General features: G+C 62.6%; 20 protein-coding genes. 13 read left to right on the forward strand and 7 right to left on the reverse strand.

What is annotated here, in order from left to right:
• Positions 1 to 147 precede the first annotated feature (147 nt).
• From GGU46_RS02645 to GGU46_RS02675, 7 genes are all read left to right on the forward strand, one after another.
• The gene (locus GGU46_RS02645) at positions 148 to 1545 is read left to right on the forward strand and encodes a tetratricopeptide repeat protein (RefSeq protein WP_183402024.1); all 1398 of its coding nucleotides are present in this window, start codon (positions 148 to 150) and stop codon (positions 1543 to 1545) included.
• Positions 1546 to 1717: 172 nt separating this feature from the next.
• Positions 1718 to 2551: a phosphosulfolactate synthase gene (locus GGU46_RS02650; RefSeq protein ID WP_183402025.1), complete on the forward strand. Its 834-nt coding sequence runs from the start codon at positions 1718 to 1720 to the stop codon at positions 2549 to 2551.
• Positions 2552 to 2630: 79 nt separating this feature from the next.
• Positions 2631 to 3587, forward strand: coding sequence for a TraB/GumN family protein (locus tag GGU46_RS02655; protein ID WP_183402026.1), 957 nt, complete (start codon positions 2631 to 2633; stop codon positions 3585 to 3587).
• An 84-nt stretch (positions 3588 to 3671) separates the two neighbouring features.
• Complete coding sequence (locus GGU46_RS02660; RefSeq protein WP_183402027.1) at positions 3672 to 5009, forward strand: PQQ-dependent sugar dehydrogenase; 1338 nt, start codon at positions 3672 to 3674, stop codon at positions 5007 to 5009.
• 166 nt (positions 5010 to 5175) lie between these two features.
• The gene (locus GGU46_RS02665) at positions 5176 to 5844 is read left to right on the forward strand and encodes a spermidine synthase (RefSeq protein ID WP_183402028.1); all 669 of its coding nucleotides are present in this window, start codon (positions 5176 to 5178) and stop codon (positions 5842 to 5844) included.
• 80 nt (positions 5845 to 5924) lie between these two features.
• Entirely contained in the window at positions 5925 to 6578 is a 654-nt protein-coding gene (locus GGU46_RS02670; protein WP_183402029.1) for a DedA family protein, read from the forward strand.
• Positions 6579 to 6671: 93 nt separating this feature from the next.
• Positions 6672 to 7415: a shikimate dehydrogenase family protein gene (locus GGU46_RS02675; protein WP_183402030.1), complete on the forward strand. Its 744-nt coding sequence runs from the start codon at positions 6672 to 6674 to the stop codon at positions 7413 to 7415.
• Between the two features lie 221 nt (positions 7416 to 7636).
• Here the strand turns inward: GGU46_RS02675 and GGU46_RS02680 are convergent, their stop codons facing one another.
• A complete protein-coding gene (locus GGU46_RS02680; RefSeq protein ID WP_183402031.1) occupies positions 7637 to 10117 on the reverse strand; it encodes an outer membrane beta-barrel family protein in 2481 nt (826 codons plus the stop codon).
• A gap of 370 nt (positions 10118 to 10487) precedes the next feature.
• Here GGU46_RS02680 and GGU46_RS02685 point away from each other — a divergent pair, with 370 nt between their 5' ends.
• A complete protein-coding gene (locus tag GGU46_RS02685; protein ID WP_183402032.1) occupies positions 10488 to 11591 on the forward strand; it encodes a sensor histidine kinase in 1104 nt (367 codons plus the stop codon).
• A gap of 54 nt (positions 11592 to 11645) precedes the next feature.
• A complete protein-coding gene (locus GGU46_RS02690; RefSeq protein ID WP_183402033.1) occupies positions 11646 to 12398 on the forward strand; it encodes a LytR/AlgR family response regulator transcription factor in 753 nt (250 codons plus the stop codon).
• A 157-nt stretch (positions 12399 to 12555) separates the two neighbouring features.
• Here GGU46_RS02690 and GGU46_RS02695 read toward each other — a convergent pair whose 3' ends face one another.
• Entirely contained in the window at positions 12556 to 15138 is a 2583-nt protein-coding gene (locus GGU46_RS02695) for an outer membrane beta-barrel family protein (protein ID WP_183402034.1), read from the reverse strand.
• Positions 15139 to 15322: 184 nt separating this feature from the next.
• Between GGU46_RS02695 and GGU46_RS02700 the strand changes: the two genes are divergently transcribed.
• Positions 15323 to 15490 (forward strand): hypothetical protein, encoded by a 168-nt coding sequence (locus tag GGU46_RS02700; protein ID WP_183402035.1) that lies wholly within the window; start codon positions 15323 to 15325, stop codon positions 15488 to 15490.
• On the opposite strand, the gene GGU46_RS02705 is transcribed toward GGU46_RS02700, so the two are convergent.
• Complete coding sequence (locus GGU46_RS02705) at positions 15491 to 16342, reverse strand: ABC transporter permease (RefSeq protein WP_183402036.1); 852 nt, start codon at positions 16340 to 16342, stop codon at positions 15491 to 15493.
• Positions 16343 to 16386: 44 nt separating this feature from the next.
• Positions 16387 to 17322: an ABC transporter ATP-binding protein gene (locus GGU46_RS02710; protein ID WP_246398671.1), complete on the reverse strand. Its 936-nt coding sequence runs from the start codon at positions 17320 to 17322 to the stop codon at positions 16387 to 16389.
• A 241-nt stretch (positions 17323 to 17563) separates the two neighbouring features.
• Between GGU46_RS02710 and GGU46_RS02715 the strand changes: the two genes are divergently transcribed.
• Positions 17564 to 18835 carry a sensor histidine kinase gene (locus tag GGU46_RS02715; protein WP_183402037.1) on the forward strand — a complete coding sequence of 424 codons (1272 nt, stop codon included), beginning with the start codon at positions 17564 to 17566 and terminating at the stop codon, positions 18833 to 18835.
• A gap of 184 nt (positions 18836 to 19019) precedes the next feature.
• The gene (locus GGU46_RS02720; RefSeq protein WP_183402038.1) at positions 19020 to 19748 is read left to right on the forward strand and encodes a LytR/AlgR family response regulator transcription factor; all 729 of its coding nucleotides are present in this window, start codon (positions 19020 to 19022) and stop codon (positions 19746 to 19748) included.
• A gap of 34 nt (positions 19749 to 19782) precedes the next feature.
• Here GGU46_RS02720 and GGU46_RS02725 read toward each other — a convergent pair whose 3' ends face one another.
• Both GGU46_RS02725 and GGU46_RS02730 read right to left on the reverse strand, forming a co-directional pair.
• Positions 19783 to 20190: an STAS/SEC14 domain-containing protein gene (locus GGU46_RS02725; RefSeq protein ID WP_183402039.1), complete on the reverse strand. Its 408-nt coding sequence runs from the start codon at positions 20188 to 20190 to the stop codon at positions 19783 to 19785.
• A 68-nt stretch (positions 20191 to 20258) separates the two neighbouring features.
• Positions 20259 to 20657 carry an acylphosphatase gene (locus GGU46_RS02730; protein WP_183402040.1) on the reverse strand — a complete coding sequence of 133 codons (399 nt, stop codon included), beginning with the start codon at positions 20655 to 20657 and terminating at the stop codon, positions 20259 to 20261.
• A gap of 374 nt (positions 20658 to 21031) precedes the next feature.
• Between GGU46_RS02730 and GGU46_RS02735 the strand changes: the two genes are divergently transcribed.
• Positions 21032 to 24343, forward strand: a complete 3312-nt coding sequence (locus GGU46_RS02735) for a PAS domain-containing sensor histidine kinase (protein WP_183402041.1) — start codon at positions 21032 to 21034, stop codon at positions 24341 to 24343.
• 160 nt (positions 24344 to 24503) lie between these two features.
• On the opposite strand, the gene wrbA is transcribed toward GGU46_RS02735, so the two are convergent.
• A complete protein-coding gene (gene wrbA / locus GGU46_RS02740; protein WP_183402042.1) occupies positions 24504 to 25115 on the reverse strand; it encodes an NAD(P)H:quinone oxidoreductase in 612 nt (203 codons plus the stop codon).
• Positions 25116 to 25149: the final 34 nt, after the last annotated feature.

The raw sequence follows: 25149 nt of genomic DNA on the forward strand, positions 1-25149 counted from the left end.
GCTACCCAGGTACCCCGCAAGAACCCATCGGGCTCCGGTGCGGTTATTGTATATTCAGGGCCTAAGGTTTTTCTAAGAAAAAGAGCCTTATTGACCCCACTAAGTCTGCCGTTTTGGCGGCTGTGTGTTGATTGTAGCAGTATGAGAATGAACGAGAATTTTGAGGACCGGGACGAGGTGCTGGCTACGGTGCGTCGGTTTGAGCACATGGTAGCCCACAACGAACCCGTGTTTTTTGACCTGGCCGATTTTGAAAACATCATCGACCACTATACCAGCAACACCCAGTACGAAAAGGCTCTGCAGGCTTGCGAGGCCGCCATTGCCCTGTATCCCTTCAGCACGGAGCTGCTCATCGACCGCTCGCAGGTGCTGGCTATGAAAGGCGAGTACGCGGCGGCCAGCACCCAAATCGAGGACGTAGCCCAGCTCGACCCCGACAATCCCGACGTGGCCGTGACGCGCGGCATCATTGCCACCCAGAAGGGCGAGTTTGCCGAGGCCGTGGCTTTCTTCCACCAGGCGGCTGAGCGTGCCCAGGACCGCGACGATATTTTCTTCAACCTGGGCCTGGCCTACCAGAGCTGGCAGAAGTTCAAGAGCGCCGCCAAGTTCTACAAGCAAAGCCTGCGCCTGAACCCGGATAACGACGTGGCCGTGCAGGAACTGCTGTATTGCCTGGAGGTGAGCGAGCGGCTGGAGAAAAACCTGGAGTTCTTCCGGCGCTTCACCGACGACGACCCGTACTCGGCAGTAGCGTGGTACAACCTGGGGCAGGCCTACTACCGGGCCGGCAAGCTCGATGATGCCATCAGCGCCTTTGAGTACGCCATCCTGATTGACGGTAAGTTTCATGAGGCCCACGGCTTCCTGGCCAGCGTGTACGTAAGCCAGGAGCGCTACCGGGCGGCCATCAGTGAGTTTGAGCTAAGCTACCCCGAAGGCCAGCCTACCCCCGAGGCGCTCTGCAACATTGGCGAGTGCCACGAGAAACTGGCCGAGTGGGACCTGGCCCGCCGTTTCTACCAACGCTCCATCGACCTGGATCCGGAGATGGACGAGGCTTGGTTTGGCATCGGCATTGTGATGAACGTGCAGGAAAAGTATTTCGAGGCCATTCACTTTTTCCGGAAGGCCGTGAGCCTCTACGAGGAAAGCGTGGAGTACTGGATGGCGCTGGCGGCGGCCGAGTACCAGATTGGCAACATCGTATCGGCTATTGAGGCCTACGAGAAAGCCGTGGAGGTAGCCCCCGACCATAAGGACGCCTGGCTGAACTGGAGCATCATTCTGTATGAGCAAGGCAACTTCGACGGGGCCATTGACCTGATGCGCAACGCCGTGGAAATTCAGCCCCTGGAAGCCGAGCTGCACTACCGCCTGTGCGCCTACCTGCTGGCCGGCGGCCGCTACCGCGAAGCCTATCAGTGCCTGGAAAACGCCCTGGTACTCGACTTCGACAAGCACCGCCTGCTGTTCGACTACTTCCCGGAGCTGGAGTCGCAGAAGGCCCTGGCCCGGCTGATTGATCAGTACCGGAAATAAGGAAAACCAGTACCAGAAACAAGGGCCTTACCTGCCGGATGGGGGGTAGGGCCCTTTTGCTTTTTAAGCAGTTACAGAATTCGGGCGTACTTTTGGCCCTGGCGGCGGCGCTATATAGTCGGCGCATTTGGTTCTCCGTCCCCCGGACTTTCCGTCTTTAAGACCCTACAGCATGAATTACACGCTTAACCAACTCCCCGAACGCACCCAGAAGCCGCGCGAGCAAGGCTTTACCATGGTCATGGATAAAGGCCTGAGCGTGCGCGAGGTAGAAGACTTTCTGGAGGTAGGGGCTACCTACACCGATATTGTGAAGCTGGGTTGGGCTACCTCCTACGTGAACCCCAACCTCAAGCGCAAGCTGGCGGTGTACAAGGAGGCCGGCATTCCGGTGTATTTCGGCGGAACGTTGTTTGAGGCCTTCATCATCCGCAACCAGTTCGATGATTATCGCCGCCTGCTGGAAACCTTTGGCATGGAGTACGCCGAGGTATCGGACGGCTCCATCGACCTGAACCACGACAAGAAGCTGGAGTTTATCCGAACCCTGAGCCAGGACGTGAAGGTACTCTCGGAGGTAGGCTCCAAGGACGCGGAGAAGATTATTCCGCCCTACAAGTGGATTTCGCAGATGAAAACGGAGCTGGAAGCCGGCGCCGTGAAGGTTATTGGGGAGGCGCGCGAGGCGGGCAACGTGGGTTTGTTCCGGAGCACCGGCGAGGTACGCTCGGGCCTGGTAGAGGAAATTCTGACCCAGATTCCCTTCGAGAAAATCATTTGGGAAGCCCCGCAGAAAGCGCAGCAGGTGTGGTTTATCAAGCTGCTGGGCGCCAATGTAAACCTGGGCAACATCGCGCCCAACGAAATTATCAGCCTCGAAACCATCCGCCTGGGTCTGCGCGGCGACACCTTCACTGATTTCCTGGACATGGACAACGTGGATGAGATGTTCAAGCCCGAGCCTAAGGTAGCCGGCAAGCCTGGCACCTCCATGCCCCGCGGCTAACCGCTTGCAGAAGCCGCCGTTTTGCTTTACACTTATGAAGGCTGCGCCAACCACTGGCGCGGCCTTTTACTTATTCGCTATGCTCTGCCGCTTACTACGCGCCCGTTACCAAACTCTTCTCGGGCTGGCGCTGCTGCTGCCCGGCTTTGCCTTCGGGCAAAACCTGCCGGCGGCCCTCCCGGATACCACCACCTACAACCCCGCCAATACACTGCTATGGCGGGTTTCCGGGCCCGGCGTGGCCGGGGCCTCCTACGTGTTCGGGACCATGCACGCGCTGTGCCCCGACGACGCAGCCATGCCCACCGAAATGGCCGCCGCCTTCCGGGAAACCCAGCAGCTGGTACTGGAGCTGGACATGGACGCGCCCGATTTCAATAAGCAGATGCGCCGGGCCGTGCAGCTGCCCTGGCCCAATAGCCTGCGCCGCGTACGGAAGCAGCGCGACTACCGGGTGGTGCGTAAGTTTTTCAAGTTCCGGCTGCATCAGCCCATTCTGCCGTTTATCCTCATGAAGCCCGCCTTTGTGGAGTCGTACGTGTACAGCACCTTGCTGCCGTGCACCCCGGTAAGCTACGAGGAGCAGTTGGTGCAGCTGGCCCAGCAGCAGCACAAGGAGCTGCTGGGGCTGGAAACCATTCAGCAGCAAATGGCCTCCTTGGACAGCATTTCCTACCCCCGGCAGATGCAGGCCCTCGTGAAAGCTATTCAGGAGTACGACACCTACGCGCCCCTGATGCAACAGATGGTAAGCGTGTACCAGGCCCAGAACGTGGATGCCCTCTACCGTTTCGTGGTGGACCCCGCCCGCAACCCCGATCAGAGCGAGGTAGCCGACCTGGCCCAGCGCAACCAGAACTGGATTCCGCAGATGAAAATTCTGCTGCAGAGCAAGCCTACTTTTTTCGCGGTAGGGGCCGGGCACCTGGGCGGCCGCACCGGTGTGCTGCAGCTGCTGCGCCAGCAGGGCTACCAGCTGGAGCCGGTACTGCTCTCGAGGGCCCCGGCGGCGCCGGGGCCTACCCCCGGACGGTAGCTCAACCCCAACGGCCTCAATTCAGTAAGAGAAAAAGCCCGGCCACACCAGGCCGGGCTTTTGTTGTCTTCTATGTTTACTGAAATGAATCGGAATCTTGCGGGCCCGGCCCTGAGTCTGCTCACGTTGCTGGCGGCCTGCGGCGGGCCTTCGAAAGAGGAAAAGGCCGAGGCAGCGGCCACCACCCCCGCCGATACGGTTGCTACCCCCACGACCGCCGTAAACCTGCCCGCGCCCTACACCTCGGAATCGAAAACCAAGCGCAGCAAGGTAATTGGCTGGCCCCAGGGCAAAATGCCCACCGCCCCGGCCGGCTTCGTGGTAACCAAGTACGCCGATGGCTTCGAGAGCCCGCGCAATACCTACGTGCTACCCAACGGCGACATGCTGGTGGCCGAGTCGAACACCATCCCGAAAGACCCCAAGAAGAAGGTAGTAGCCGCCCTCGACCTCGACCCCTCCCGCTCATTGCGGGCCACCAGTGCCAACCGCATCACGCTGCTCCGCGACGCCGACAAAGACGGCAAGCCCGAAGTGCGCGAAACGTTTCTGGCTGGTCTGAATCAGCCCTTCGGGATGCTGGTACTGGATAAATATTTCTACGTGGCCAACACCAACGGCGTGTGGCGCTACCCCTACCAGGTGGGCCAAACCAACATTGCGGGCCCGGGCCAAAAGATTCTGGACCTGCCGGCGGGCGGCTACAACAACCACTGGACCCGCAACCTGCTGGGTAGCCCCAACGGCGCTAAAATCTACGTGTCGGTGGGCTCGGCCTCGAACGTGGCGGAGCAGGGCATGGAGGTGGAGAAGCGGCGGGCCGATGTGCTGGAAATAAACCCCGACGGCTCGGGCGAGAAAGTGTACGCCGCCGGCCTGCGCAACCCCGTGGGCCTCGACTGGGCGCCGGGCACTCAAACCCTCTGGGCGGCCGTGAATGAGCGGGATGAGCTGGGCGACGAGCTAGTGCCCGACTACCTGACCAGCGTAAAGCCAGGAGCCTTTTACGGCTGGCCCTACGCCTATTTCGGTCAGCACGAAGACCCGCGCCGCAAAGGTGAGCGGCCCGATCTGGTGCAGAAAACCCTGGTGCCCGAGGTGCCGCTGGGGGCGCATACGGCTTCGCTCGGCTTGGCTTTTTATAAGGGCGAGGCTTTCCCGGCCCAGTACCGCAGCGGGGCCTTCATTGGGCAGCATGGCTCCTGGAACCGCTCGGAGTTTTCGGGCTACAAAGTGGTGTTCGTGCCCTTCAAGGACGGCAAACCCAGCGGGCCCATGCAGGATTTCCTGACCGGCTTCATTGCCAACGCCGCCGATAAGGAAGTGTACGGCCGCCCCGTGGGCATCACCTACCTGCCCGACGGCTCCCTGCTGGTGGCCGATGACGCCGCCGATACGCTCTGGCGCGTGGCCGCCCGGTAAGCTTCCCGATCTGCTGAAAAGTAAACCCGCGCCCCGCAAACAGGCGCGGGTTTACTTTTTGCTGGCAACCAAGCCGCGCAGCCGGAGTTTGCGCTGGCGGCTGCAGCTTGGGTAGGCAGGCCGGGCCGTGGGGTGTAACCCGCGGAAGCTGCTATGTTTGCGGCCTATGAACAGGTTGTTGGCTACCCTGCGCCGCTGGCTGAACCAAGCCGCTCCCGGCTCGCGGCGGGTGCAATCGGTGCACAGTGGCATGCTGGAAATTACTTGGCAGGAGGGCCGGAAAGTGCTGAATACGGCGCACGCCAATTACTCCTACGGCCCGTTGCACACGGTTATGCGCTACGGGCTGCTGTTCACGGAGCCCGCCACGGCCGGCGCCATTCTGGTACTGGGGCTGGGCGGCGGCTCGGTGGTGCAGGTGCTGCGCCAGGAGTACCAGGCTGCGGGCCCCATCACGGCCGTGGAGCTGGACCCGGTAGTTATCCGGGTGGCGGCGGAGGAGTTTGGCATTCGGCCTGATGATACCCTGCGCATTGTGTGCGCCGATGCCTTTGGATGGGTTGCCATGGCCCCGGCGGCCAGCTTCGGCCTCGTGGTGGTCGATTTGTTTATTGACCTGGCCCTGCCGGCTGGCTTGTACACGGCCGCTTTCTGGCAGCAGTTGTGGCGTTTGCTGCGGCCCGGGGGCTACGTGGTGTTTAACACGCTGCTCGGCACGGAGGTGTGGGTAGAAAGCCTGGAGGTGAGCTCTTACCTGGAGCAGTTGGGGTTTCAAGTGAAAGAAGCCGAAGTGGAAGAATTTAACCGCCTGCTTATTCTGCGCAAGCCCAGGTAGGGTACGCAAGAGCTTGCGGCCCCAGGCAGGGTAGGGTTTTGCCGGGCAAGTGCTTTCTTTGCAGGCTCAACCCCCGCTCTATGGAAATCCTGAAGCATCTCATCGACTTTGTTCTCCACCTCGATAAGCACTTAGCCGAAATCATTCAGGACTACGGTGCCTGGACCTACGCCATCCTGTTCCTGATCATCTTCGTGGAAACGGGGGTAGTGGTGCTGCCCTTCCTGCCCGGCGACTCCCTGCTGTTTGCGGCGGGCTCCCTGGCAGCCCTGCCCGGCTCCCCGCTCAACGTCTGGACCATGATGGGGCTGCTGATTGTGGCGGCTGTGCTGGGCGACACGCTCAACTACCACATCGGCGACTACCTGGGGCCGCGGGTGTTCCGCGAGAACTCCCGGTTTCTGAAGCGGGAGCACCTGGAGAAAACCCAGGCCTTTTACCAGAAACATGGCGCCAAAACCATTATTCTGGCCCGCTTCATTCCCATTATCCGCACGTTCGCACCCTTTGTGGCCGGGGTAGGCACCATGAGCTACACCAAGTTTCTGTCGTACAACGTGGTGGGCGCGGTGCTGTGGGTGGTCCTGCTAACCGGCGCGGGCTATTTCTTCGGGCAGATTCCGATAGTTCAGAAAAATTTCTCCTTGGTTGTGCTGGCAATCATTGTGCTATCGGTGCTGCCGGCCGTGTTTGAGTTTATGAAGGGCCGCCGGGCCAGCCGGCCGGTTGCCTAGGCTGTCTTATTGAATAAATGATAAAAACCGCTCGGCCTGATTTGGGGCCGAGCGGTTTTTTGTTGTTGTTTACAAAGCAATTATCTGTGTCTTATGCCCGAATTTGGACTTCTGGGACGTTCCCTCCGTCACTCCTTTTCTCAAGCCTATTTCTCCCAGAAATTTCACAATCTGGACCTGGCTGATCATCGGTACGAGCTGTTCGAGCTAGCCACGCTGGACGAGCTGCCCGCCCTGCTGGCCCGGCACCCCGATCTGCGGGGCCTGAACGTGACTATTCCCTATAAAGAGCAGGTGTGGCCTTTCCTTAATGAAGTAGCGCCCTCCGCGGCCCGTGTGGGGGCGGTTAATGTCGTTGAGTTTCGGGAGGATGGGCAGCTGATTGGGCACAACACCGATTACCTGGGCTTCCGCGACTCGCTCCGTTCCTTTCTGCCTAAGGGCGGCCTCCCCAATGCCCGGGCCCTGATTCTGGGTAGTGGGGGGGCTTCCAAAGCTGTGGAAGTGGCTCTGCGGGAATTGGGGATTAGCTACTGGGTGGTATCGCGCAACCCGTTAGGCGCCGGCCTCACCTACCAGGACCTGACGCCGCAACTGCTGCAGGAGCACGCCCTCATCATCAATACCACCCCGCTGGGCACCACCCCGAACGTGGAGGAGTGTCCGCCCATTCCCTATCTGTACCTACGCGCGCACCACTACCTCTACGACCTCATTTATAACCCCACCGAAACCGAGTTTATGAAGCGCGGCGCCGCCGCCGGCGCCCAAACCAAAAACGGCTTCGAAATGCTCTGCCTCCAGGCCGAAGCCGCCTGGAAAATCTGGAATCAGTAAAGCGGTGAGATGGTGAGGTAGGTGTCATGGCGAGGACGCAGGACGAAGCCATCCGTCCTTTCCTGAGTCCGAAGCCTGCTAACGTGACAAGCCCTTGACGTACGGTAGCGCCAAGGGCTTGTCACATTTCTGGGGGGGTGGTGCTGCGTGAAGGACGGATGGCTTCGCTTCGCTCGCCATGACACTCAGTCACCATCTCGCCACCTCACTCTACTTCTCCGCTAGCCTCCCGTGTTGCTACCTTGCTTAGAGTCGTCGTTGCGGATGGTGCGGCGCTGGCGCTGGGCGCTGTTATCGGCCTTGCCGAAGCGGTAGTTAAAGGCCAAGCGCACGGAGCGCTGGTACTGGTAAAAGCTGCCGACGCTGCGGAACTGGTCGGTGGTGGTGATATTGCGGAATTCGCGGCCGGGCGAGAGGAAGTTGTTGGCGCTCAGCGTTAGATCGGCTTTTTCCTGCCAGAGCATCCGCTTCAGGCCCAGGCCGTAGTACACGCCCCCGGAGTAGCGCGTCTGGAGCTGCACGCCGCCCGTCCAGAAACCGCCGTAGCCCTGCAGGGTGTAATGGGTTTTGAATTTCCACGAGGAGTTCAGGTTCATAAACATCGAGGCCCGGCGGCTGGTGCGGTTGAGGGCCGTGCTGCGCAGCTGCGTGTAGTCGCCGCTGATGTTGCTGCTCACGTTCCAGTCTTTGGCAGGCTTCAGGGAACCGTAAAAGTTTAGGCCGTAGGTAGTGTTGGTAGCTAGGTTGCCGAAGGTGGTTTCGGAGCGGGCCAGCTCCTCGTTGTAGCGGTAGAACTGCTCGATGGAGTTGCCGGTGCGCCGGGCGTAGGCCGACAGGTTCAGAGAGCTTTTCTCGCCGTAGGTACCGTAGCTTAGCTCGTAGCTGTCCGTCACCTCAGGACGCAGGTTAGGGTTGCCAAACTGAATGCTGCTGGGCGTCACCTGGTTTACGTAGGGGTTGAGATAGAATATGTGCGGGCGCTGGATGCGCCGCGAGTAGCTGAAACGCAGCGTCTGGCCTTCTTTTTTAAGCGTGCGGGTGGCGCTCAGGTTGGGCAGCACATTAAGGTAGTCATTCGAGAAGCGGCCGTTTTCGCCCTGAAACTCGCCGGCTATGCCCGTGCGCTCCAGGCGGGTGCCCAGGCTAAGCGTGTGCTTCTTGCCCCAGGCGAAATTATAGGTACCGTAGGCCGCCAGCACATTCTGCTGGTAGTCGAAGGCGTTGGAGCGGCGCGGGTTCCGCACAAACCCGTTGTGCTGGTCCGTGAGCAGGGTGTCCAGGGAGTAGTCGCTGGTTACGTGGCGCTGGATCAGCTTGGCCCCGGCTTCCAGCGTATTCTTCTCACCAAATGGGTGCGTGTAATCGGTCTGGACGGTGGTTTCGAGGTTGCGGGCCAGGTTGAGGCTCTGCTCCCGGTATTCCAGCGGGCCGCCCCGTAGCTCGGCAGCCCGGTACTGATCGAGGCGGTAGCTTTCGTCGGAGCGGTTGCGGGTGTGCTGGGCCAGTACGGCCCACTCCCGGCGGGGTTGGTTTTCCCCGAAGGTGCGGGTGTAGCCAGCGTTCAGGTCGTAGTTGCGGTTTTCGCCGCGCCTGGTAATGTCGCGGGTGTAAAGGGTGTCGAGCTGGGGCTGACCGCGGTACTGATTGAAAAAGTCCTGCGGCGAGCGGCTGCTGTAGAGGTTGCCGTTGCCGCTGAGCGTGAAGCTATGCTGGGCCGAGGGGTCGTAGGTAAGCTCTACCTGACCGTAGCCGCCGGTGCCCACATTGCGGGAGGTAGTGCGCTCCGTGAGCTGGCCCGTGGCGCCGCCCGGCAGGAAATCGGTGCGCTCGTTGTTGCTTGTATAGGGGTACACGTTGTGAAAGCCGCTGAGCTTGGTGCTTACCCCTATTTTGCCGCGCCGCGCGTTCAGGCTTCCGTTCAGGCCCTGGTTGCGGTTGCCCGTATTGGCTCCCAGGCTACCGTTCAGGCCCTGTAGGCTATTCTTTTTGAGCACAATATTGATTACCCCGCCCGAGCCCTCGGCATCGTAGCGGGCCGAAGGAGCCGTTACTACCTCAATAGCCTTGATCTGGTCGGCCGGAATCTGCTTGAGGGCCTCCGCCAGATTGCCCGCGAGCATGGAAGACGGCTTGTTATTGATGAGGATGCGCACGTTGCCGGTGCCGCGCAGCTGGGGGTTGCCCTCCGCATCGAGGTTGACCAGGGGCGTTTTGCGCAGGATGTCGGCGGCCGTACCGCCGGCGTTGGTGGCGTCCTGGTCGGCGTTGTACACGAGGCGGTCGGGCTTGGTTTCGATGACGGGCCGCTCCCCGGTTACCGTCACCTCGCCCAGGTTTTGGGCGGCGGCCGGCAGCAGCAGCGCGCCCAGGTCCTGGGGCTGTTCTGTTATTGTCACTGCTTTTACCTGCGTGCTGTAGCCCACAAAGCTGATTTGCAGCCGAAACGAGCCCGTAGGCAGGTCCGGTAGCGCAAACCGGCCCTGCGCGTCGCAGGTAGCCCCCGTCAAGGGGGTAGCACCGCTGGCGGGCAGCAGGGCCACGGTGGCATATTCCACCGGCTTTTGGGTGGCGGCATCTACTACCCGGCCAGTCAGGCGGCCCGGACCTTTAGTAGTGGCGGCAGGGGTAGGAGAGGTGGTTTGCGCCTGGGCTACAGGCGCGGCCAGTACGGCCAGCAGCAGCAGGGTAGCGGTATGCTTCATGCGGGTATAGAAAGAAAGTAGATAATGCAGCCGGTAGTCGGGACGCAAGGCAGGAGCACGTAACAGAGCCTTGACTGATAAGAATGGTGGCAGAACGCTGCGAACCTACGCGCTATTTTCTGCCTATCCCGCAGAAATCAACCAACCTGGGAGTTTTCTTCAACCAATGACCTGGTACTGGTTTCTCAACCCGGGCACTGTAGCGGTGCGTCACGTCTCGTCTGCTCGTTGAAGCATGGTCAGCCGCGGGCAGAGGCTGCCCGCGAGTGGTTGAATCTGGCGTGGCGTTGGTTGAAAAAGCAGTGCCGCTAGCGGGCTACCGTGCTACATTCGCCAAGCTGCTTGTTCCACTACCCCCTGACTCCCGCGTATGCCTCGCTCCTCCGCCCGCCGTTTGCTATTGCCATCGGGGCTGCTGCGGGTGCCGTGGCCGCATCTGGTGTGGCTGGGGCTGCTGGTGTACACCGATGTTCAGCTCTGGTTCACGCGGGCGGGCCTGTACTACCAAGCCCCCGAAAGCCCGGCCGAGTTCTGGCGCAACGCCTTGCTAGCCGACATGTTCAATTGTGCCCTGTTTTACCTGAACTACCTAGTGCTGGTGCCCCGGCTGTTTCGGGGGCGGCGGTGGCTAGCGTTTCTGGGAGCGGCGGTGGCGGCCCTGCTGCTGTTTGCTGCGGCCCGGGTAAGCGCGAGCGTGCTCTGGCAGGAAGGCGTGCAGCAAGGCCCCATGCGCCTAGACTTGGCGGCGCACCTGCAGCTGCTGCTGGCCTACCACGTACCGTTGGGCGGACTGATTCTGCTGCTCAGCAGCGGCCTGCGTCTGGCCGGCGACTACCTGCGGGAGCGGGAAAGCCGCCGGCAGCTGGAGCAGCAGCACCTGCGCACCGAATTGTCGTTGCTGAAAACCCAGCTCCACCCGCACTTTCTGTTCAACACCCTCAATAACATCTACTCCCTTACCCTGCAGGCTTCGCCGCAAGCGCCCGAAGCGGTGCTGCGCCTGGCCGAGCTGCTGCGCTACCAGCTCTACGACAGCTCGGATGACCTAGTCCCGCTGGCCCGCGAAATCCGCCACGTGCGCGGCTTTCTGGCCCTGCAGCTGCTGCGCCTGCCGCCCGAGGAGGCCGACGAGGTGCTGCCCTTCACCATCCTGCTGCCACCCGGGGCCGAGTACGCCCGCCGCCTGCCGCCTATGCTGCTGCTGCCCCTGGTGGAAAACGCCTTCAAGCACGGCGACCTGGCCGCCCGACCGCACGTGGCTCGCTTCCAGCTCCGGCTGGAGCCAGGCGGGCAGCTGCAGTTTAAAGTGGAGAACTATGTGGCGGCGGGTGGTGGGCCGGGGTTGGAGGCGGCCGGCGGGGTAGGGCTGGCCAACCTGCACCGTCGGCTGCAGTTGCTTTACCCGGGGCAGCATACTCTAACCACTACAGCCACGGCCACCTGGTTCTGCGCCACCCTGGAGGTGCAGCTATAGTTGCCGCCTACCCTGGCTTGCCAGGATGTATGTTTGTGCTTTACCCTGCTTGCTATGGAACCCACCGGCGCCCGCCGCCCGCTTACCTGCCTGCTCGTAGATGATGAGCCCCTGGCCCTGAATGTGCTGGCTGAGTACTGCGCGCAGGTACCCTTTCTGGAGCTGAAAGGTCGTTTTCACGAGGCCCTGGCGGCCGTAGAATTCCTGCAGGGTACCCCCGTGGACTTGGTGTTTCTGGATATTCATATGCCGCGCCTGAGCGGGCTGCAGCTGGCGCAGCTGCTCCCCCAACCGGCGCCCCGCATCATCTTCACCACGGCCCACGCCCAGTACGCCGCCGCCAGCTACGAGCTACCCGCCCTGGATTACCTGCTCAAGCCCGTGCGCTTCGAGCGGTTTGTGCAGGCGGCCCACCGGGCCCAGGCGGCCTTGCGCCCCGCCGCGGCGCCTACCCCCATCGGGCCGGCAGAACACCCCGATGAGGCCTTATTTATCCGCCAAGACGGTCGCCTGCACCGCGTGCCTGTGGCCGACTTGTACTATGCCGAGGGACAGAAGGAGTACCTGATGCTCTACTCCGCCGCGGGCCGTCTGCTCACGCTGCAGTCGTTTCGGGGGCTGGAGGAGCAGCTGCCCCCGGGCCGCTTTGTGCGCATTCACAAATCCTACCTCATCAACCTACGCCACCTGGATTTTGTGGAGCGCCACCGGGTGCAGGTCCGCGGCACGCTGCTGCCCCTGGGCGAAACCTACCGCGACGCCTTCCTGGAACAGCTCCGCTTCCACGGCCGGGCGGTAAGGTGGTGAGGTGGTGAATAACGAGGATATACTCCGGCTGTCATCCTGAGCCGCGCGAAGGACCTTACCACGCCAGCCCGACATCGTAACCACGACTCGTGCCAACGTAATAAGGTTCTTCGCGCGGCTCAGGATGACAAACTATGTTTAACTCACCACCTCACCGTTACTGCTGGCCTTGGCCCTGGCCGCCTTCGCCTTGCTTCACGTCGTCGTTCTGGATGCTGCGGCGGCGTTTCTGGGGCTGGGTGGTGGTTTTGCCGAAGCGGTAGTTGAAGGCCAGGCGCACCCCGCGCAGGTAGATGTAATTGTTGCTGATCTGGCGGAACTGATCGGTGTTCAGCTCCGAGCTCAGGTTGCGGGTGGCCTGCAGGAAGTTATCGGCGTTGAGGGTCAGGTCGGCCTTCTCCTTGAGCAGGTTTTTGCGCAAGCCCAGGGAGTAGAACGTCCAGGCGCGCTGGGAGCCTTGCAGCTGCACGCGCGGCGAGTTCAGGCCCCCGAAAAACTGCACACTCAGGCCCTTCTCGAATTTGTAGCTGGAGTTCAGGTTCAGGTTGTACATCACCCCGCTGTTCGAGTAGGCCGAGGTAGTAATGGCGCCATCCTCAAACGTCAGGGCCGGGCTTTTCAGCGACACGTAGTACACGTTCACGTTGCCGCTCAGGTCCCACTTCGGCAGGGGCTTCACGGAGGTAAACAGGCTCACCCCGAAGGTAGCATTGCGGCCAATGTTGCGGAACGTCTGGTTGTTCACGCCGTTGCGGTCAATGAAGCGCACCGCCTCAATAGCGTTGCCGGTGCGCCGGGCGTAGGCCGACAGGTTCAGCACCGAGCCCTTGATAAAGGTGGTGTAGTTCAGCTCGTAGCTGTCGGTGAGTTCCGGCTCCAACTGGGGGTTGCCGTAGCTCACGTTCAGCGTATCGGAGGTGTTGCGGAAGGGGTTGAGGTAGAAAATCTGGGGGCGCTGGATGCGGCGGGAGTAGGCCAGGCGCACGGTTTGGCCGGGCTTCTTGGGGTTCTGGGGCTGGTAGCTCAGGCTCAGGTTGGGCAGCAGATTGAAGTAGTCCTGCTCCACGCCCGAGTTCTGGCTTTCCAGCTGCTGGAAGCTGCCCCGGATGCGGGTGTTTTCTACCCGCGCCCCCAGCTTGAAGCTCACTTTCTTTGAGGCCGAAAACCCATACGTACCGTAGGCCGACAGCACATCCTGGTTGTAATCGAAGAGGTTGGAGCGCTCCGGGTTATACACCGGGTCGATGCTACCGCCGTTGCTGGCCGGGCTATTGAATACGTCGTAGTCGCTGCTCACGCGGCGCAGAATGGCCTTGGCGCCGGTTTCCAGCAGGGCCGTTTCCGAGAAAGGATGCGCGTAGTCGGTTTGCAGGGTGGTTTCGAGGTTGCGCGAGAGGTTGTTGCTTTCCTCGCGGTACTCTTTATCCAGGTTGCGTTCCGAGTCGCCCCGAAACTGGTCGAGGTAGTAGTCCTGGAAGTTACGGTTGCGGGTATGCTGGGCCAGCACGCTCCACTCGCGGCGCTTCTGCTCGAAGGTGCGGGTGTAGGAGCCGCTCATATCGTAGCTCTGGGTACGGAAGCGCCGGTCGGTGTCGCGGGTAAACTGGTTGGCAAAGGGCAGCAGCACGTTGTTGAACTGGTCGTAGTTGCCGCTGTTGCGGAACAGGCTGCCCTGCACGTTCAGGGTGAGGTTGTGGTACTGGGCCGGGTCGTAGTCGAGGCCCAGCCGCCCAAAGCCGCCGCCCCCAATCGTGTTACCGTCGCCCTCCTGCCGCAACGATTCTTCTTCGCCACCCGGCGTTTTCAGGTAGCGCACCAAATCATTGCGGTTGGGGCTGTAGAAGCTGAAACCGCTCACGGAGCTGGTCAGGCCCACTTTGCCTTTGCGGTAGTTAAGGGAGGCGTTGCCGTTGGAGCTGCGCGTGCCCGCGGCCAGGCCCACCGAGCCGTTCACGCCCTCCAGGTTGTTCTTCTTGAGAATGATGTTGATAATGCCGCCCGTGCCCTCGGCATCGTACTTGGCCGAGGGGGTCGTGATGACCTCCACGCTCTTGATCTGGTCGGCCGGAATCTGCTTCATGGCATCGGCCACCGACGAGGCCACAATGCCCGAGGGCTTGTTATTGATGAGCACGCGCACGTTGCTGGTGCCGCGCAGCTCCACGTTGCCATCGGGGTCCACGTTTACCAGGGGCACTTTGCGCAGCACATCGGCGGCCGTGCCGCCCGTGTTGGTCAGGTCCTTATCGGCGTTGTACACAATGCGGTCGGGCTTGGTTTCCACCACATCCCGCTCCCCGGTCACCGTCACCTCGCCCAGCTTCTGAGCCGACGATTCCAGCTGAATGGGCGGTAGGGTGGTAGCACCCGCGCCCACCGTTACGTTGCGCGTTTGGGTAGCGTAGCCCACAAAGCTGATCTGCAGCCGAAACTCGCCGGCGGGCAGGTTGCGCAGCGAAAACCGGCCCCGCTCGTCGCACACGCCGCCATCAACGGGCGTGGTGCCGCTTAGGGGCAGCAGCGCAATGGTGGCAAACTCCACCGGTTTTTTGGTGGTGGCATCCAGCACCGTGCCATCCAGCCGACCGGCGCCCCGCGGGGCTGTGGGCAGCACCGGCTTGGCCGTTGCGGGCCCGGCGGGCGCTCCGGCCGGCCGCTGTCCCGCCGCCGGGGTGGTTTGGGCCAGCACCGGGGCCGTGAGCAGGGTGGTCAGGAGCAGGGGCAGGGTAGCGTTTTTCATGAGGATAGGGTAGAGACTGGTAACAAAGAGAGGGGTAGGCGCACCCTGCTGAAAATACAGGTTGCTGAAGTGTCGGGAGAGAGGACTGAAGCGGCGAAAAAGCCGAATGGGGCAATTGTTGAGCGAAAGGACTCCAAAGCTCGGGCGGCAGTTGCTAGCGCCGGCAGTTTATTCATCCAACCCAATGGATTCAGCCGGTGACGCCTGCGGCCCCCTGGCGCCGGCCCCGGTGGCGGTAGCTGCCCGGCTGGTTTTCAGCCGCGTCGTCGGAAGAGCCGCCGCGGAACATCAGCACGAAACCAACTGGCTGGGCCCCTTCGGCCTCGGGTTGGGGGTAGGCCCGGGTAGTTAACTAAGTGGTCATGTTGCGGCGGTAGAGCAGCAGGTAGCCCAGCAGCAGAGCGCCGCCACACCACGCCAGCGAGTACCACTCATGCTTGGCCAGCTCATGGCCGGCCTCCAGCACCCCGGCTTTACTCATGCGCATCGAAACCGAGGTCATCAGAGGGGCGGCGTACGGAATTTTATCGGCGTGCTCCCATGAAAGCAGGGCCACGGTGGCTACCACGGCTCCCATGCCTACCCCCACCGGCACCACAAAGGAGCGCCAGTACAGGCTCACCACGTACTGCACCGCCAGCAGCCCTAGGGTGGCCACGTAGGTGCGGCCCAGCATTCGGAGTACCACCTCCATGGGCACGGCGTGCGCCTGAAAGCCCAGCTTCGGCTGCAGCACTCCCAGCAGCGCGCCCGCCCCCAGCACCAGCCCCACAAACAGAACCAGGGCCACCGCATTCAGGGCCAGAATCAGCAGCAGCTTAGAGAAGAACACGGCCCCGCGGCCAACTGGCTGGGCGTAGAGGTGTTTCCAGGCCGTGGCCTTGGTTTCAATGTTCACCACCAGGCTCGTCAGCAGCACCACAAACAGGGGCAGCAGCAGGGTGCCGGCCGTTTGCCAGGCCAGGCTGATAAAACGCGGCCACGGCGTACCGCCCGCCTTCAGAATCTCGTGGCCTTTGAAAAAGAAAATCAGGAAGGCGAGCAGCACCGGAAACGCCCCGCTCAGCAGCGTCAGGCGCAGGGCGGCCGTGCGGCGCAGCTTCAGGGCGTCGGCGGCCAGGGTGCGCCGGAGCTGCCCGAAGGGGTTTGTCGCGGCGGGCAGGGTAGCAAGCTCCGGCAGCGCAGGGGTCAGGACAGAATTCATACCTCAACGGATAAGTAAAGCAAATCAGTGAAAAAGGCAGACTACTAAGCCAGCGTGGGCCGGGCTTCCGTCAGGTGCAGGAAGGTATCCTCGAGGCTGGGCTGCTCCAGGTGCAGCCCGTAGAGGGGCAGCCCGGCGGCGGTAACGGCGGCGGCCACCTCGGCGGTGTGCTCCCGCGAAACCCAGGGCAGCCACAGAGTGCCCGGTCCGGCCGGGGTGGCCCCTGCCAGCAGGCGGGGCAGCAGGTTGCGGCAGGTGTCGGCGTCCTGGGTTTCCAGCACCAGGCGGGTCCGGCCGGTTTGCAGGCGCTGCAGGTCCGGCAGGCTGCCCTGAAACACCAACCGCCCCTGCTGAATTACGCCCACGTGGGTGGCGACCTTCTCAATTTCGTTGATGAGGTGGCTGCTGACCACAATGGTTTTGCCCTGCTCCTGGCGCAGGCGCCGCATCAGCTCCCGCATTTCAATAATGCCGTTGGGGTCGAGGCCGTTGGTGGGCTCATCCAGCAGCAGCAGGTCGGGGTCAGAAAGCAAGGCAATGGCCAGGCCCAGGCGCTGCCGCATGCCCAGCGAGTACTCGCGGGCCGGCCGGTGGGCGTTGTCCGTGAGGCCCACCAGGGCCAGCACCTCGGCGGTGCGGTGGGCCGCTACCCCGCGCAGGCGGCGGGTGGCCTCCACGTTTTCGTGGCCCGTGAGGTGGTCGTAGAGGGAGGGATTCTCAATGAGGGCGCCTACCCTACCCAGCAGAGCCACCCGGTGCCGGGCCAAATCGTGCCCGAACAGCTGCACCGAGCCGGCCGCGGGCCGCAGCAGCCCCAGCAGCAGGCGCATGGTGGTGCTTTTGCCGGCCCCGTTCGGCCCCAGAAAACCATAAATGCTGCCCGGCTCTACCCGCAGGTTTACGTCGTGCAGAATAGGCCGTTTTCCAAAGCTGAAGCACAGGCCGTGGGTGGCAAGCAGGGGGGAAGAGGAGGAGTTCATAGAAGTAGCTGGCAGGAAGACGGCAGCAAACCTAGGGCACCCGCTATATCGTGCCGGCACTATTCAACCAACCTGGGCGCCCGCCCCCGTAACAGCTTCTTTTCCTGGCTGAATCCTGGTTTCGGGGCCCGCCAGCGCCCGGTAGCAGGTTAGCCGCCGGCCAGGGGGCGTTGGCGGGCTGAAGTAAAGGGTTGATTGAAAAGAGAGGCTTTCCGGGCCTTTGCCGGCGTATGTTTAGGCTATGGAAGTCCCTCTTGCCTCCGTGGCTGCCCCACTGGCCGAAGCAACCCCCGCTACCCGGTTGGGCTGGCGGGCCCGGCTGCGCCCGTGGCTCCGGTCGGCCAACTGGCCCGCCACCTCCGAGTCGGTGCCGGTGCCGCGCTCCGTGCACGTGCTGCTCTGGCTGTGGCTGGTGGGCATTGATGCGCTGAAGCTGGGCAACACCATTTCCCTGCTGCCCCACTTTCCCGCTTCGGCTCATGAGTGGCAACCGCTGCTGCCCCTGCTGGGCCGGTTGCTGCTGGAAGATATGTGCGGAGCCCTGCTCTTTTACCTTACCTGGCGCTGGCTGATTCCGCAAACGCTGGGCCGGGCCCGGGTGGTGCACTACGTGCTGCTGGCCGCCCTGCTGGTGCTACCCTACAGCGCGCTCATCGGCTGGGTTACCACCCAAACCTCGCGCAAAGGCGTACAGATTTCGGCGTACCGGGTAACCCGCCCCGCTGCGGGCCAGAAAAAACCAGTGACCACCATTGTGTCGGGCAACAAGCAGCCGCCTGCGGTACCGGAGTTCTGGATGCGCATTATCAGCGCCGGCATTATTGGGGTGTTTATTGTCGGGAGCAGCTCGGCCCTGCGTATTACCGGCGACTACATCCGGGGGCAGCGCAACCGCCGCGAAATGGAGCGCCAGCAGCTGCTCACGGAGCTGGCCATGCTCAAAACCCAGATCAATCCGCACTTCCTGTTCAACACCCTCAACAACATTTACTCCCTTACCAGTCGCAAGTCGGATAAGGCGCCCGAGGCCGTGCTGCGCCTGGCCGAAATCATGCGCTACCTGCTGTATGAGAGCAGCACCGATACCGTGCCCCTGAGCCGGGAGCTGGCTCACCTGCGCAGCTTTCTGGACCTGCAGCGCCTGCGCCTGTCGGCTTCGGCTCAGGAAGCCATTCAGCTGGAGGTAAGCGGCACCTCGCCCGAGTGCGCCCACCCCATTGCGCCTCTGCTGCTGCTGCCTTTGGTGGAAAATGCCTTTAAGCACGGCGACCTAACGGCCCGCCCCGTGGCCGTGCACATTTCCCTGGTGCTGGCTCCCGATGGGCTGCTGCGCTTTTCCGTGCTCAACCACGTAGCCCCCGCCGATGCCGAACGGGAGCTGCCCCGGCAGCCCGGCGGGGTAGGCCTTGTAAACCTGCGCCGCCGCCTGGAGCTCCTCTACCCCGGCCGCTATGCCCTGGATGTGCAAACCCCACCCGGCCAGCACCTGGTTACTTTGGTGCTGCTGGGGTAGGGCTGCGTAGGGTGTGAGGGTAAGAGGGCGTGAGGGTGTGGGGGTAGGGAAAAGTAAACAGTATATTCTACCTTCCTGCCCCGCAAACCTTCCCCTCACACCCTATGCAACCCTACCCCCATTCCCTCCCCAAACCCTCCTGCCCTCACGCCCTCCTACCCCCATACCCTACCCAAACCTCCTCATGACCTGTGCTATCCTCGATGATGAGCCTCTGGCCCTGGATCTGCTGGCCGACTATTGCGCGCAGGTGCCGGGCCTGGAGCTGAAGGGCCAGTTCGACGACGCCCTGGCCGGCTTGGCCTTCCTGCAGGACAACCCCGTGGATGTAGTGTTTCTGGATATTCATATGCCCCGCCTCACGGGCCTGCAGCTGGCTCAGCTGCTGCCCCAGCCGGGTCCGCGCATCGTCTTTACCACCGCCTACGACCAGTACGCCGTGCGCAGCTACGAGCTGAACGCCGCGGATTACTTGCTCAAGCCCATTGCCTTCGAGCGGTTTGTGCAGGCCGTGCAGAAAGTACGCCAGCAGCTGAGCGCGGCCCCTGCGGCACCCTCCGTTGCCCAGGCCGCCGAGGCCCCGCCCACCGCCCCGGATGCCATGTTTGTCAAGAACGAGCATCGGCTGCAGCGGGTCGCCTTCGATGACATCCTGTACATCGAGGGCATGAAGGAATACCTGATGATTTATACCACCACCGGCAAGGTGCTCACTCTGCAGTCGTTCCGGCGGGTAGAGGAGGTGCTGCCGCCCGAGCGGTTTGCCCGCATCCACAAGTCGTACCTGGTGGCCCTGAGCCGCATTGAGCACGTGGAGCGGGGCAAGGTGCAGGTAGCCGGCCGCCTGCTGCCCATCGGCGACACCTACCGCGACTCGTTCAACGCCCTCATCAAAGCCTACAACCAGCTATAAGGCGTTGTCGCCTCGGGTTCGGGTGGAGGTGGCCTCAGCCGACGGAGCGCAGCCACTGGCCGGCCTCCGCTAGGTTGTCGAAGAGGCGGGCCTCGAAGGCCGTGAGCAGGCTGGAGAAGGTATCGGCGGAGCTTTGGGCCAGCGTTTCCGGGCTGGTTACCATGGCAAAATAGCGCAGCCCGGCCTGGGCCGCGGCGGGCGCCCACTCGTTTACTACCCACTCCATGGAGTGGTCCCAGGGGCCGCGCACGGCGCGGGTATCGTTGAGCACGCACGCAAAGCCCGCCTGCGCCAGGGCAGCGGTGTAAGCCTGCGCCCCGGCCTGCACGTTGGCCGCCGTGAGGTAGCCCTGCCACTGCACTGCTATCCAGCGGTTATCATAATCCGTGTCTATCGTGAGATACACCCGGCCCAAGGAAGACTTCAGTTCCTGTATTGGCATCGGATAAGGGTCATTATGGAAGGCGAGCGGAGGCGTTGCCGAACGACGTGGGGGTAGGGCCGCCCAGGCTAGGCGCAGGCCCAGGCCCGGGCCGTTGTCAGATCGGCGAAGGCGCGTACCTCAAAGCTCACATCGGGGGCAGCCTCCTGGTACATGGAGCCGATAAGCATCCGGTTTAGGGTTTCCTGCGACTCCAGGCGGGCAAAGCGCCTGACGCCTAGGTCGGCCATGGCGGGCAGCACCTCCTGGGCCACCCACTCCAGGTCAACGGGCCGCACCGCTCCCAGCCAGCTGTCGTTGGCAATCCAGCCCGTAACGCCGTGCTGCCGGGCCAGCCGCAGGGCTTCCGTGACGTAGCGGCGGAAGTTGGGGCTGCTGGTGAACCCCAGCCATTCGGTTTCCAGGGCGTAGTGCGGGCCCGCGTGCAAGTGCAACACCAGGGAGGGGTAGGAGGCAAGGACAGCCATGCAGAAGCTGGTAGAAAAACGGTTGAGGCGCCCTGCTTACCCCGAAGCCCGGCCGGCCAGGGGCTGCCGCGCCAGTACTGCTCCGGGGTGGCGCATCGGAGGCAAAGGCACCAGTAGAAGGGCTAAGATAGCCGCCGGACAGTTATTTCCGGCACTACGCGGCGTAACCAGGGCGGGCAAGCCGGGAGCGGGCCATTCGTAGGACGACCCGCCCCACATGTATGACAACAGAGTATTACCTTAGCCTACCCGCTATGAGGTGCCGGTGGTGGTAGGTTGTGGCCCGGCAGAAACCAGGCGGCCGGGCACTGGCCCCGCCCCACCTAGCTCCGGAGTCTGCTGCTGCCCGTATTGTTTGCCCGTCTTCTGTGTCGATGCTTGCTCCGCCTGATTTTGTTTCTGCCCCCGATTTGCTGCACGATGCGCTGGAGCTCTCGCACACGCCTCTGGCGCTGCTGCGTCCGGCTTATGCGGCCACTGGCGAGCTGACGGATTTCTATCTGGAGTATCTGAACCCGGCCAGCCAGCGGGCCACGGGCCTACCCGAGCGGCCGCCCCAAACCCTGGCTACGTACTTCCTGACGGTGGCCGCTACCGGTACGCTGCCCTTTCTGCAGCAGGTATTCGAAACCGGTGAAGCAAGCCAGCACGAGGTAAGCTACCAGCACCCGGGCCTGGATGTTCGGTTGCGGCTGAGCGCCCGGCGCCGGGGTAATCTGCTGATTGTCGCTTTCACTGAACCCGCTGGCACCGACCGCTCCGCCGTGGAACAGGCCCTGCGCGAAAGCCGGGGCCGCGAGCAACTGGCCCGCGCCGAGGCGGAGGCACAGCGCCAGCAACTGCAGGACCTGTTTATGCAGGCGCCTGCCTGCATTGCCAGCCTGGAGGGGCCACAGCTGGTGTTTACCCTGGTAAATCCTCAGTATCAGCAGTTGGTGGGCGAGCGGCTCCTGCTGGGCTTGCCCCTGCGCCAGGCCTGGCCCGAGCTGGAAGGGCAGCCCTTTTACGACCTGCTGGAAAGTGTGTACCAGACCGGCAAAACGGTGTACGGCACCGAGCAGGTAGCGTACCTGGACCGCACTAATTCCGGCCGGCTGGAGCCCGTGTATTTCAATTTTATCTACGAGGCCATTCGCAGCGGGCCGGAGCAGGTAACGGGCGTTACCATTTTTGCCTACGACGTAACCGAGCAGGTAGTGGCCCGCCAGCAAGTGCAGCGCCTCAACGAAGAACTGGCCGCGGCCAACGAGGAGCTGCAGGTAGCAAATGAAGAGTTTCTGACCAACAACGCTGCCCTGCAGCAAACGCAGCAGCAACTCCGGCTGCTTAACCTGGAGCTGGAAGCCCGGGTGCTGAGCCGCACCCGGCAGGTGAAGGCCGCCCAGGCCGCCACGGAAATTCAGCGCGCTACCCTGGAGCGCCTATTTATGCAGGCGCCGGCCGCCATCTGCATCCTGACGGGGCCGCAGCTGGTGTTCGAGCTGGTAAACCCGGCCTACCAGCAGCTGTTCCCCGGACGGGCGTTGCGGGGCAGGCCTATTCTGGAGGCGCTGCCTGAAATTGCCGGCCACGCTGTGTTCCGTACGCTGGAGCAGGTGTACCAAACCGGCCGGACCCACGAGGAGCTGGGCATCCTGATTCCTTTGGCCGGGCATGATGCCAATACGCTGGAGGAACGGTTCTTCGACTACGTTCAGCAGGCGTATTTTGATGAGCAGGGCTTGATTACAGGGGTAGTCGTGTTTGCCTTTGAGGTAACCACGCAGGTCAGGGCCCGCCAGACCAGTGAGGCTTCCGTCCGCCAGCTGCAGCTCATCACCGATTCCCTTCCCATCCTCATTAGCTACATAGACCGGGCCCAGACCTACCAGTTTGCCAACCAAGCCTACGAAAGCTGGTTTCAGCTCTCGCCCCGGCAGCTGCTAGGCCGGCCGGTAGTGGACATCATCGGGGAGCGGGCTTACCAGAACGTACAGGGCTACATCCAGCGGGCCCTGGCCGGCGAGCGGCTCGACTTCGAAGCCCAAATGCCCTACCGCAGCGGCTTTACCCGCCACATCCGCACCAGCTACGTGCCCGATGTCCGGGACGGGCAGGTACTCGGGTTCTACAGCATGGTGTTGGATATTACGGCCCAGGTAGCGGCCCAGCAGGAGGCTGACCGCCAACGCCAACTGCTGCATACGCTATTCATGGAGGCACCCGCCCCCATCGTGATTCTCGACGGCCCCGCGTTCGTATTTCAGTTGGTGAACCCTGCCTACCAGCGCATTTTCCCGGGCCGCGCCCTATCAGACAAGCCCATTCTGGAGGCCTTGCCCGAGCTGACAAACACCCCCATTATTGGTATTCTGAAGCAGGTGTATAGCACCGGCGAAACCTTTGTGGCGCAGGAACTGCCCCTGCAGCTGGCCCGCCACGAGGGTGGCCCGCTGGAAGACATCTACTGGACCTTCACTTACCAGGCCCGCCGCAACCTGGAGGGCGCGGTTGACGGAATTCTGGTGTTTGCCCACGAAGTAACCGACCAGGTACAGGCCCGGCGGGTAATAGAGCAAAGCGAGCAGTACGTGCGGCAGCTGGCCGATAATGTGCCGGCCATGATTTGGGTGACCAACCCCGAGGGAAGCTGTACCTACCTCAACCAGCAGTGGTTTGCCTACACCGGCCAAACGCGCGCCGAGGCCCTGGGGCGGGGCTGGCTCCAGGCCGTGCATCCGGAAGATGTAGCTACCACCACCGACGTTTTCCTGGAAGCCACCGCCAGCCAGACCGCCTTCTCGCTGCTTTACCGGCAGCGCCGCCACGACGGCCAGTACCGCTGGGCCATTGATACAGGGTTGCCCCGCTTCAACGCCCAGGGCGAGTTCGAGGGCCATATCGGGACGGTATTCGATATCCATGAGCAGAAGCAGGCCGAGCAGTCGTTGCGCCGGCTAACCCGGCAGCTGCGCGCTACCAACCAGCAGCTGGTGCGCACCAACGTGGACCTGGACAATTTCATTTACACGGCCTCTCACGATTTGAAGGCCCCTATTACCAACATCGAGGGCCTGGTGTACGCCCTGCAGGCACAGCTACCCCCCCAGGAGGCCATAACCCAGCAGGTAGCCCCGCTGCTGACCATGATGCAGGAGTCGGTGGAGCGCTTCCAGCGGACTATCCACCACCTCAGCGACGTAACCAAGCTGCAGAAAGAGTACGGGGAACCTACCACGCTCGTGCCCCTGGCGCCCGTGGTAACCGATGTGCTGCTGGATCTGCAGGGACTGGTGGACCAGGTGGGCGCCCAGGTAGAGGTGGACGTAGCCGAGTGCCCCAGCGTGTTGTTTTCAACCAAGAACCTGCGCTCCGTGCTGTATAACCTGCTCAGCAACGCGCTCAAGTATCACCATCCCGGCCGGGTGCCACGCATCCGGGTGCAATGCCGGCAGGAGGAAGGCTTCACCGTGCTGCTGGTAGAAGACAACGGGCTGGGCCTCGAAGCCAGCAAACAGGCGCAGCTTTTTACCATGTTTCGCCGCTTTCACACCCACGTTGAGGGCTCGGGCATTGGCCTCTACATGGTGAAGCGCAGCGTGGAAAACGCCGGCGGCCGGATAACCGTGCAAAGCAAGCCCGACCAAGGCTCTGTCTTCTCGGTGTACTTCCGCAACGCCGCCCCGGAGCCGCTGGTAGCCCGCTGACCTTTGGCTGTGGCTAGGGAAGGGCAGCGGCCCGGCAAGCGTCAACCGCACTTCTCTGCCTAGTCCAACCCACTTGGCGGGCAGGCCCGTAACGCCAAACGGGGCAACGCCGCTGCTGGCGTTGCCCCGTTTGGTTTCGGAGGCGGGCCGGTGCCCGTATTTACTTGGCTAGCTTGCTGGCAATCTGGGCGGTATGCTCGCCCTGGTGCCGGGCGCCTTCCAGCTCGTTGGCGCTGGGCTGCCGCTCACCCTGGCCGCCGGCCACGGTGCTGGCGCCGTAGGGCGTGCCGCCCGTTACTTCCTCGTGGCCCATCTGTCCCTGCCAGGCGTAGGGTAGGCCTACTATCACCATACCGTGGTGCAGCAGCTCGGTGTGCAGGGCCCGGATGGTGGTTTCCTGACCGCCGTGCTGGGTGGCCGTGCTCACGAAGGCGCCGCCCACCTTACCAATCAGCTTGCCCTGGGCCCACAGGCCGCCGGTAGCATCCAGGAAGGCCTGCATCTGCCCGCACACGTTGCCATAGCGCGTAGGCGTCCCGAAGATGATGGCATCGTAATCAGCCAGCTCTTCAGGGGTAGCCACCGGCACGTGCTCAAACGCCTTCTGGGCCTGCGTAGCCCCAATTTTGTCGAGCAGGGCGGGGGGCAGGGTTTCGGGCACACGCTTGAGGGCTACCTCGTTGCCAGCCACGCGCCGGGCGCCTTCGGCTACGGCTTCCGCCAGCTTGTACACATGACCATAGGTGGAGTAAAACAGCACGAGCGTTTTCATAAGCAAAAAGTAAGGTGAAGAAGGGTAAGTGAAA

Origin of the sequence: Hymenobacter latericoloratus (assembly GCF_014199535.1) — a bacterium.
In the GTDB taxonomy this organism is placed as follows: domain Bacteria; phylum Bacteroidota; class Bacteroidia; order Cytophagales; family Hymenobacteraceae; genus Hymenobacter; species Hymenobacter latericoloratus.

Excerpts from the sequence above, each read along its gene's own strand:
- GGU46_RS02665 (WP_183402028.1), top strand. The coding sequence starts at position 5,176 with ATGAACAGGTTGTTGGCTACCCTGCGCCGCTGGCTGAACCAAGCCGCT.
- GGU46_RS02680 (WP_183402031.1), bottom strand. The coding sequence starts at position 10,117 with ATGAAGCATACCGCTACCCTGCTGCTGCTGGCCGTACTGGCCGCGCCT.
- GGU46_RS02645 (WP_183402024.1), top strand. The coding sequence starts at position 148 with ATGAACGAGAATTTTGAGGACCGGGACGAGGTGCTGGCTACGGTGCGT.
- wrbA (WP_183402042.1), bottom strand. The coding sequence starts at position 25,115 with ATGAAAACGCTCGTGCTGTTTTACTCCACCTATGGTCATGTGTACAAG.
- GGU46_RS02710 (WP_246398671.1), bottom strand. The coding sequence starts at position 17,322 with ATGAACTCCTCCTCTTCCCCCCTGCTTGCCACCCACGGCCTGTGCTTC.
- GGU46_RS02660 (WP_183402027.1), top strand. The coding sequence starts at position 3,672 with ATGAATCGGAATCTTGCGGGCCCGGCCCTGAGTCTGCTCACGTTGCTG.
- GGU46_RS02695 (WP_183402034.1), bottom strand. The coding sequence starts at position 15,138 with ATGAAAAACGCTACCCTGCCCCTGCTCCTGACCACCCTGCTCACGGCC.
- GGU46_RS02690 (WP_183402033.1), top strand. The coding sequence starts at position 11,646 with ATGGAACCCACCGGCGCCCGCCGCCCGCTTACCTGCCTGCTCGTAGAT.
- GGU46_RS02725 (WP_183402039.1), bottom strand. The coding sequence starts at position 20,190 with ATGCCAATACAGGAACTGAAGTCTTCCTTGGGCCGGGTGTATCTCACG.
- GGU46_RS02735 (WP_183402041.1), top strand. The coding sequence starts at position 21,032 with ATGCTTGCTCCGCCTGATTTTGTTTCTGCCCCCGATTTGCTGCACGAT.
- GGU46_RS02730 (WP_183402040.1), bottom strand. The coding sequence starts at position 20,657 with ATGGCTGTCCTTGCCTCCTACCCCTCCCTGGTGTTGCACTTGCACGCG.
- GGU46_RS02670 (WP_183402029.1), top strand. The coding sequence starts at position 5,925 with ATGGAAATCCTGAAGCATCTCATCGACTTTGTTCTCCACCTCGATAAG.
- GGU46_RS02655 (WP_183402026.1), top strand. The coding sequence starts at position 2,631 with ATGCTCTGCCGCTTACTACGCGCCCGTTACCAAACTCTTCTCGGGCTG.
- GGU46_RS02720 (WP_183402038.1), top strand. The coding sequence starts at position 19,020 with ATGACCTGTGCTATCCTCGATGATGAGCCTCTGGCCCTGGATCTGCTG.
- GGU46_RS02685 (WP_183402032.1), top strand. The coding sequence starts at position 10,488 with ATGCCTCGCTCCTCCGCCCGCCGTTTGCTATTGCCATCGGGGCTGCTG.
- GGU46_RS02650 (WP_183402025.1), top strand. The coding sequence starts at position 1,718 with ATGAATTACACGCTTAACCAACTCCCCGAACGCACCCAGAAGCCGCGC.
- GGU46_RS02675 (WP_183402030.1), top strand. The coding sequence starts at position 6,672 with ATGCCCGAATTTGGACTTCTGGGACGTTCCCTCCGTCACTCCTTTTCT.
- GGU46_RS02705 (WP_183402036.1), bottom strand. The coding sequence starts at position 16,342 with ATGAATTCTGTCCTGACCCCTGCGCTGCCGGAGCTTGCTACCCTGCCC.
- GGU46_RS02715 (WP_183402037.1), top strand. The coding sequence starts at position 17,564 with ATGGAAGTCCCTCTTGCCTCCGTGGCTGCCCCACTGGCCGAAGCAACC.
- GGU46_RS02700 (WP_183402035.1), top strand. The coding sequence starts at position 15,323 with ATGGATTCAGCCGGTGACGCCTGCGGCCCCCTGGCGCCGGCCCCGGTG.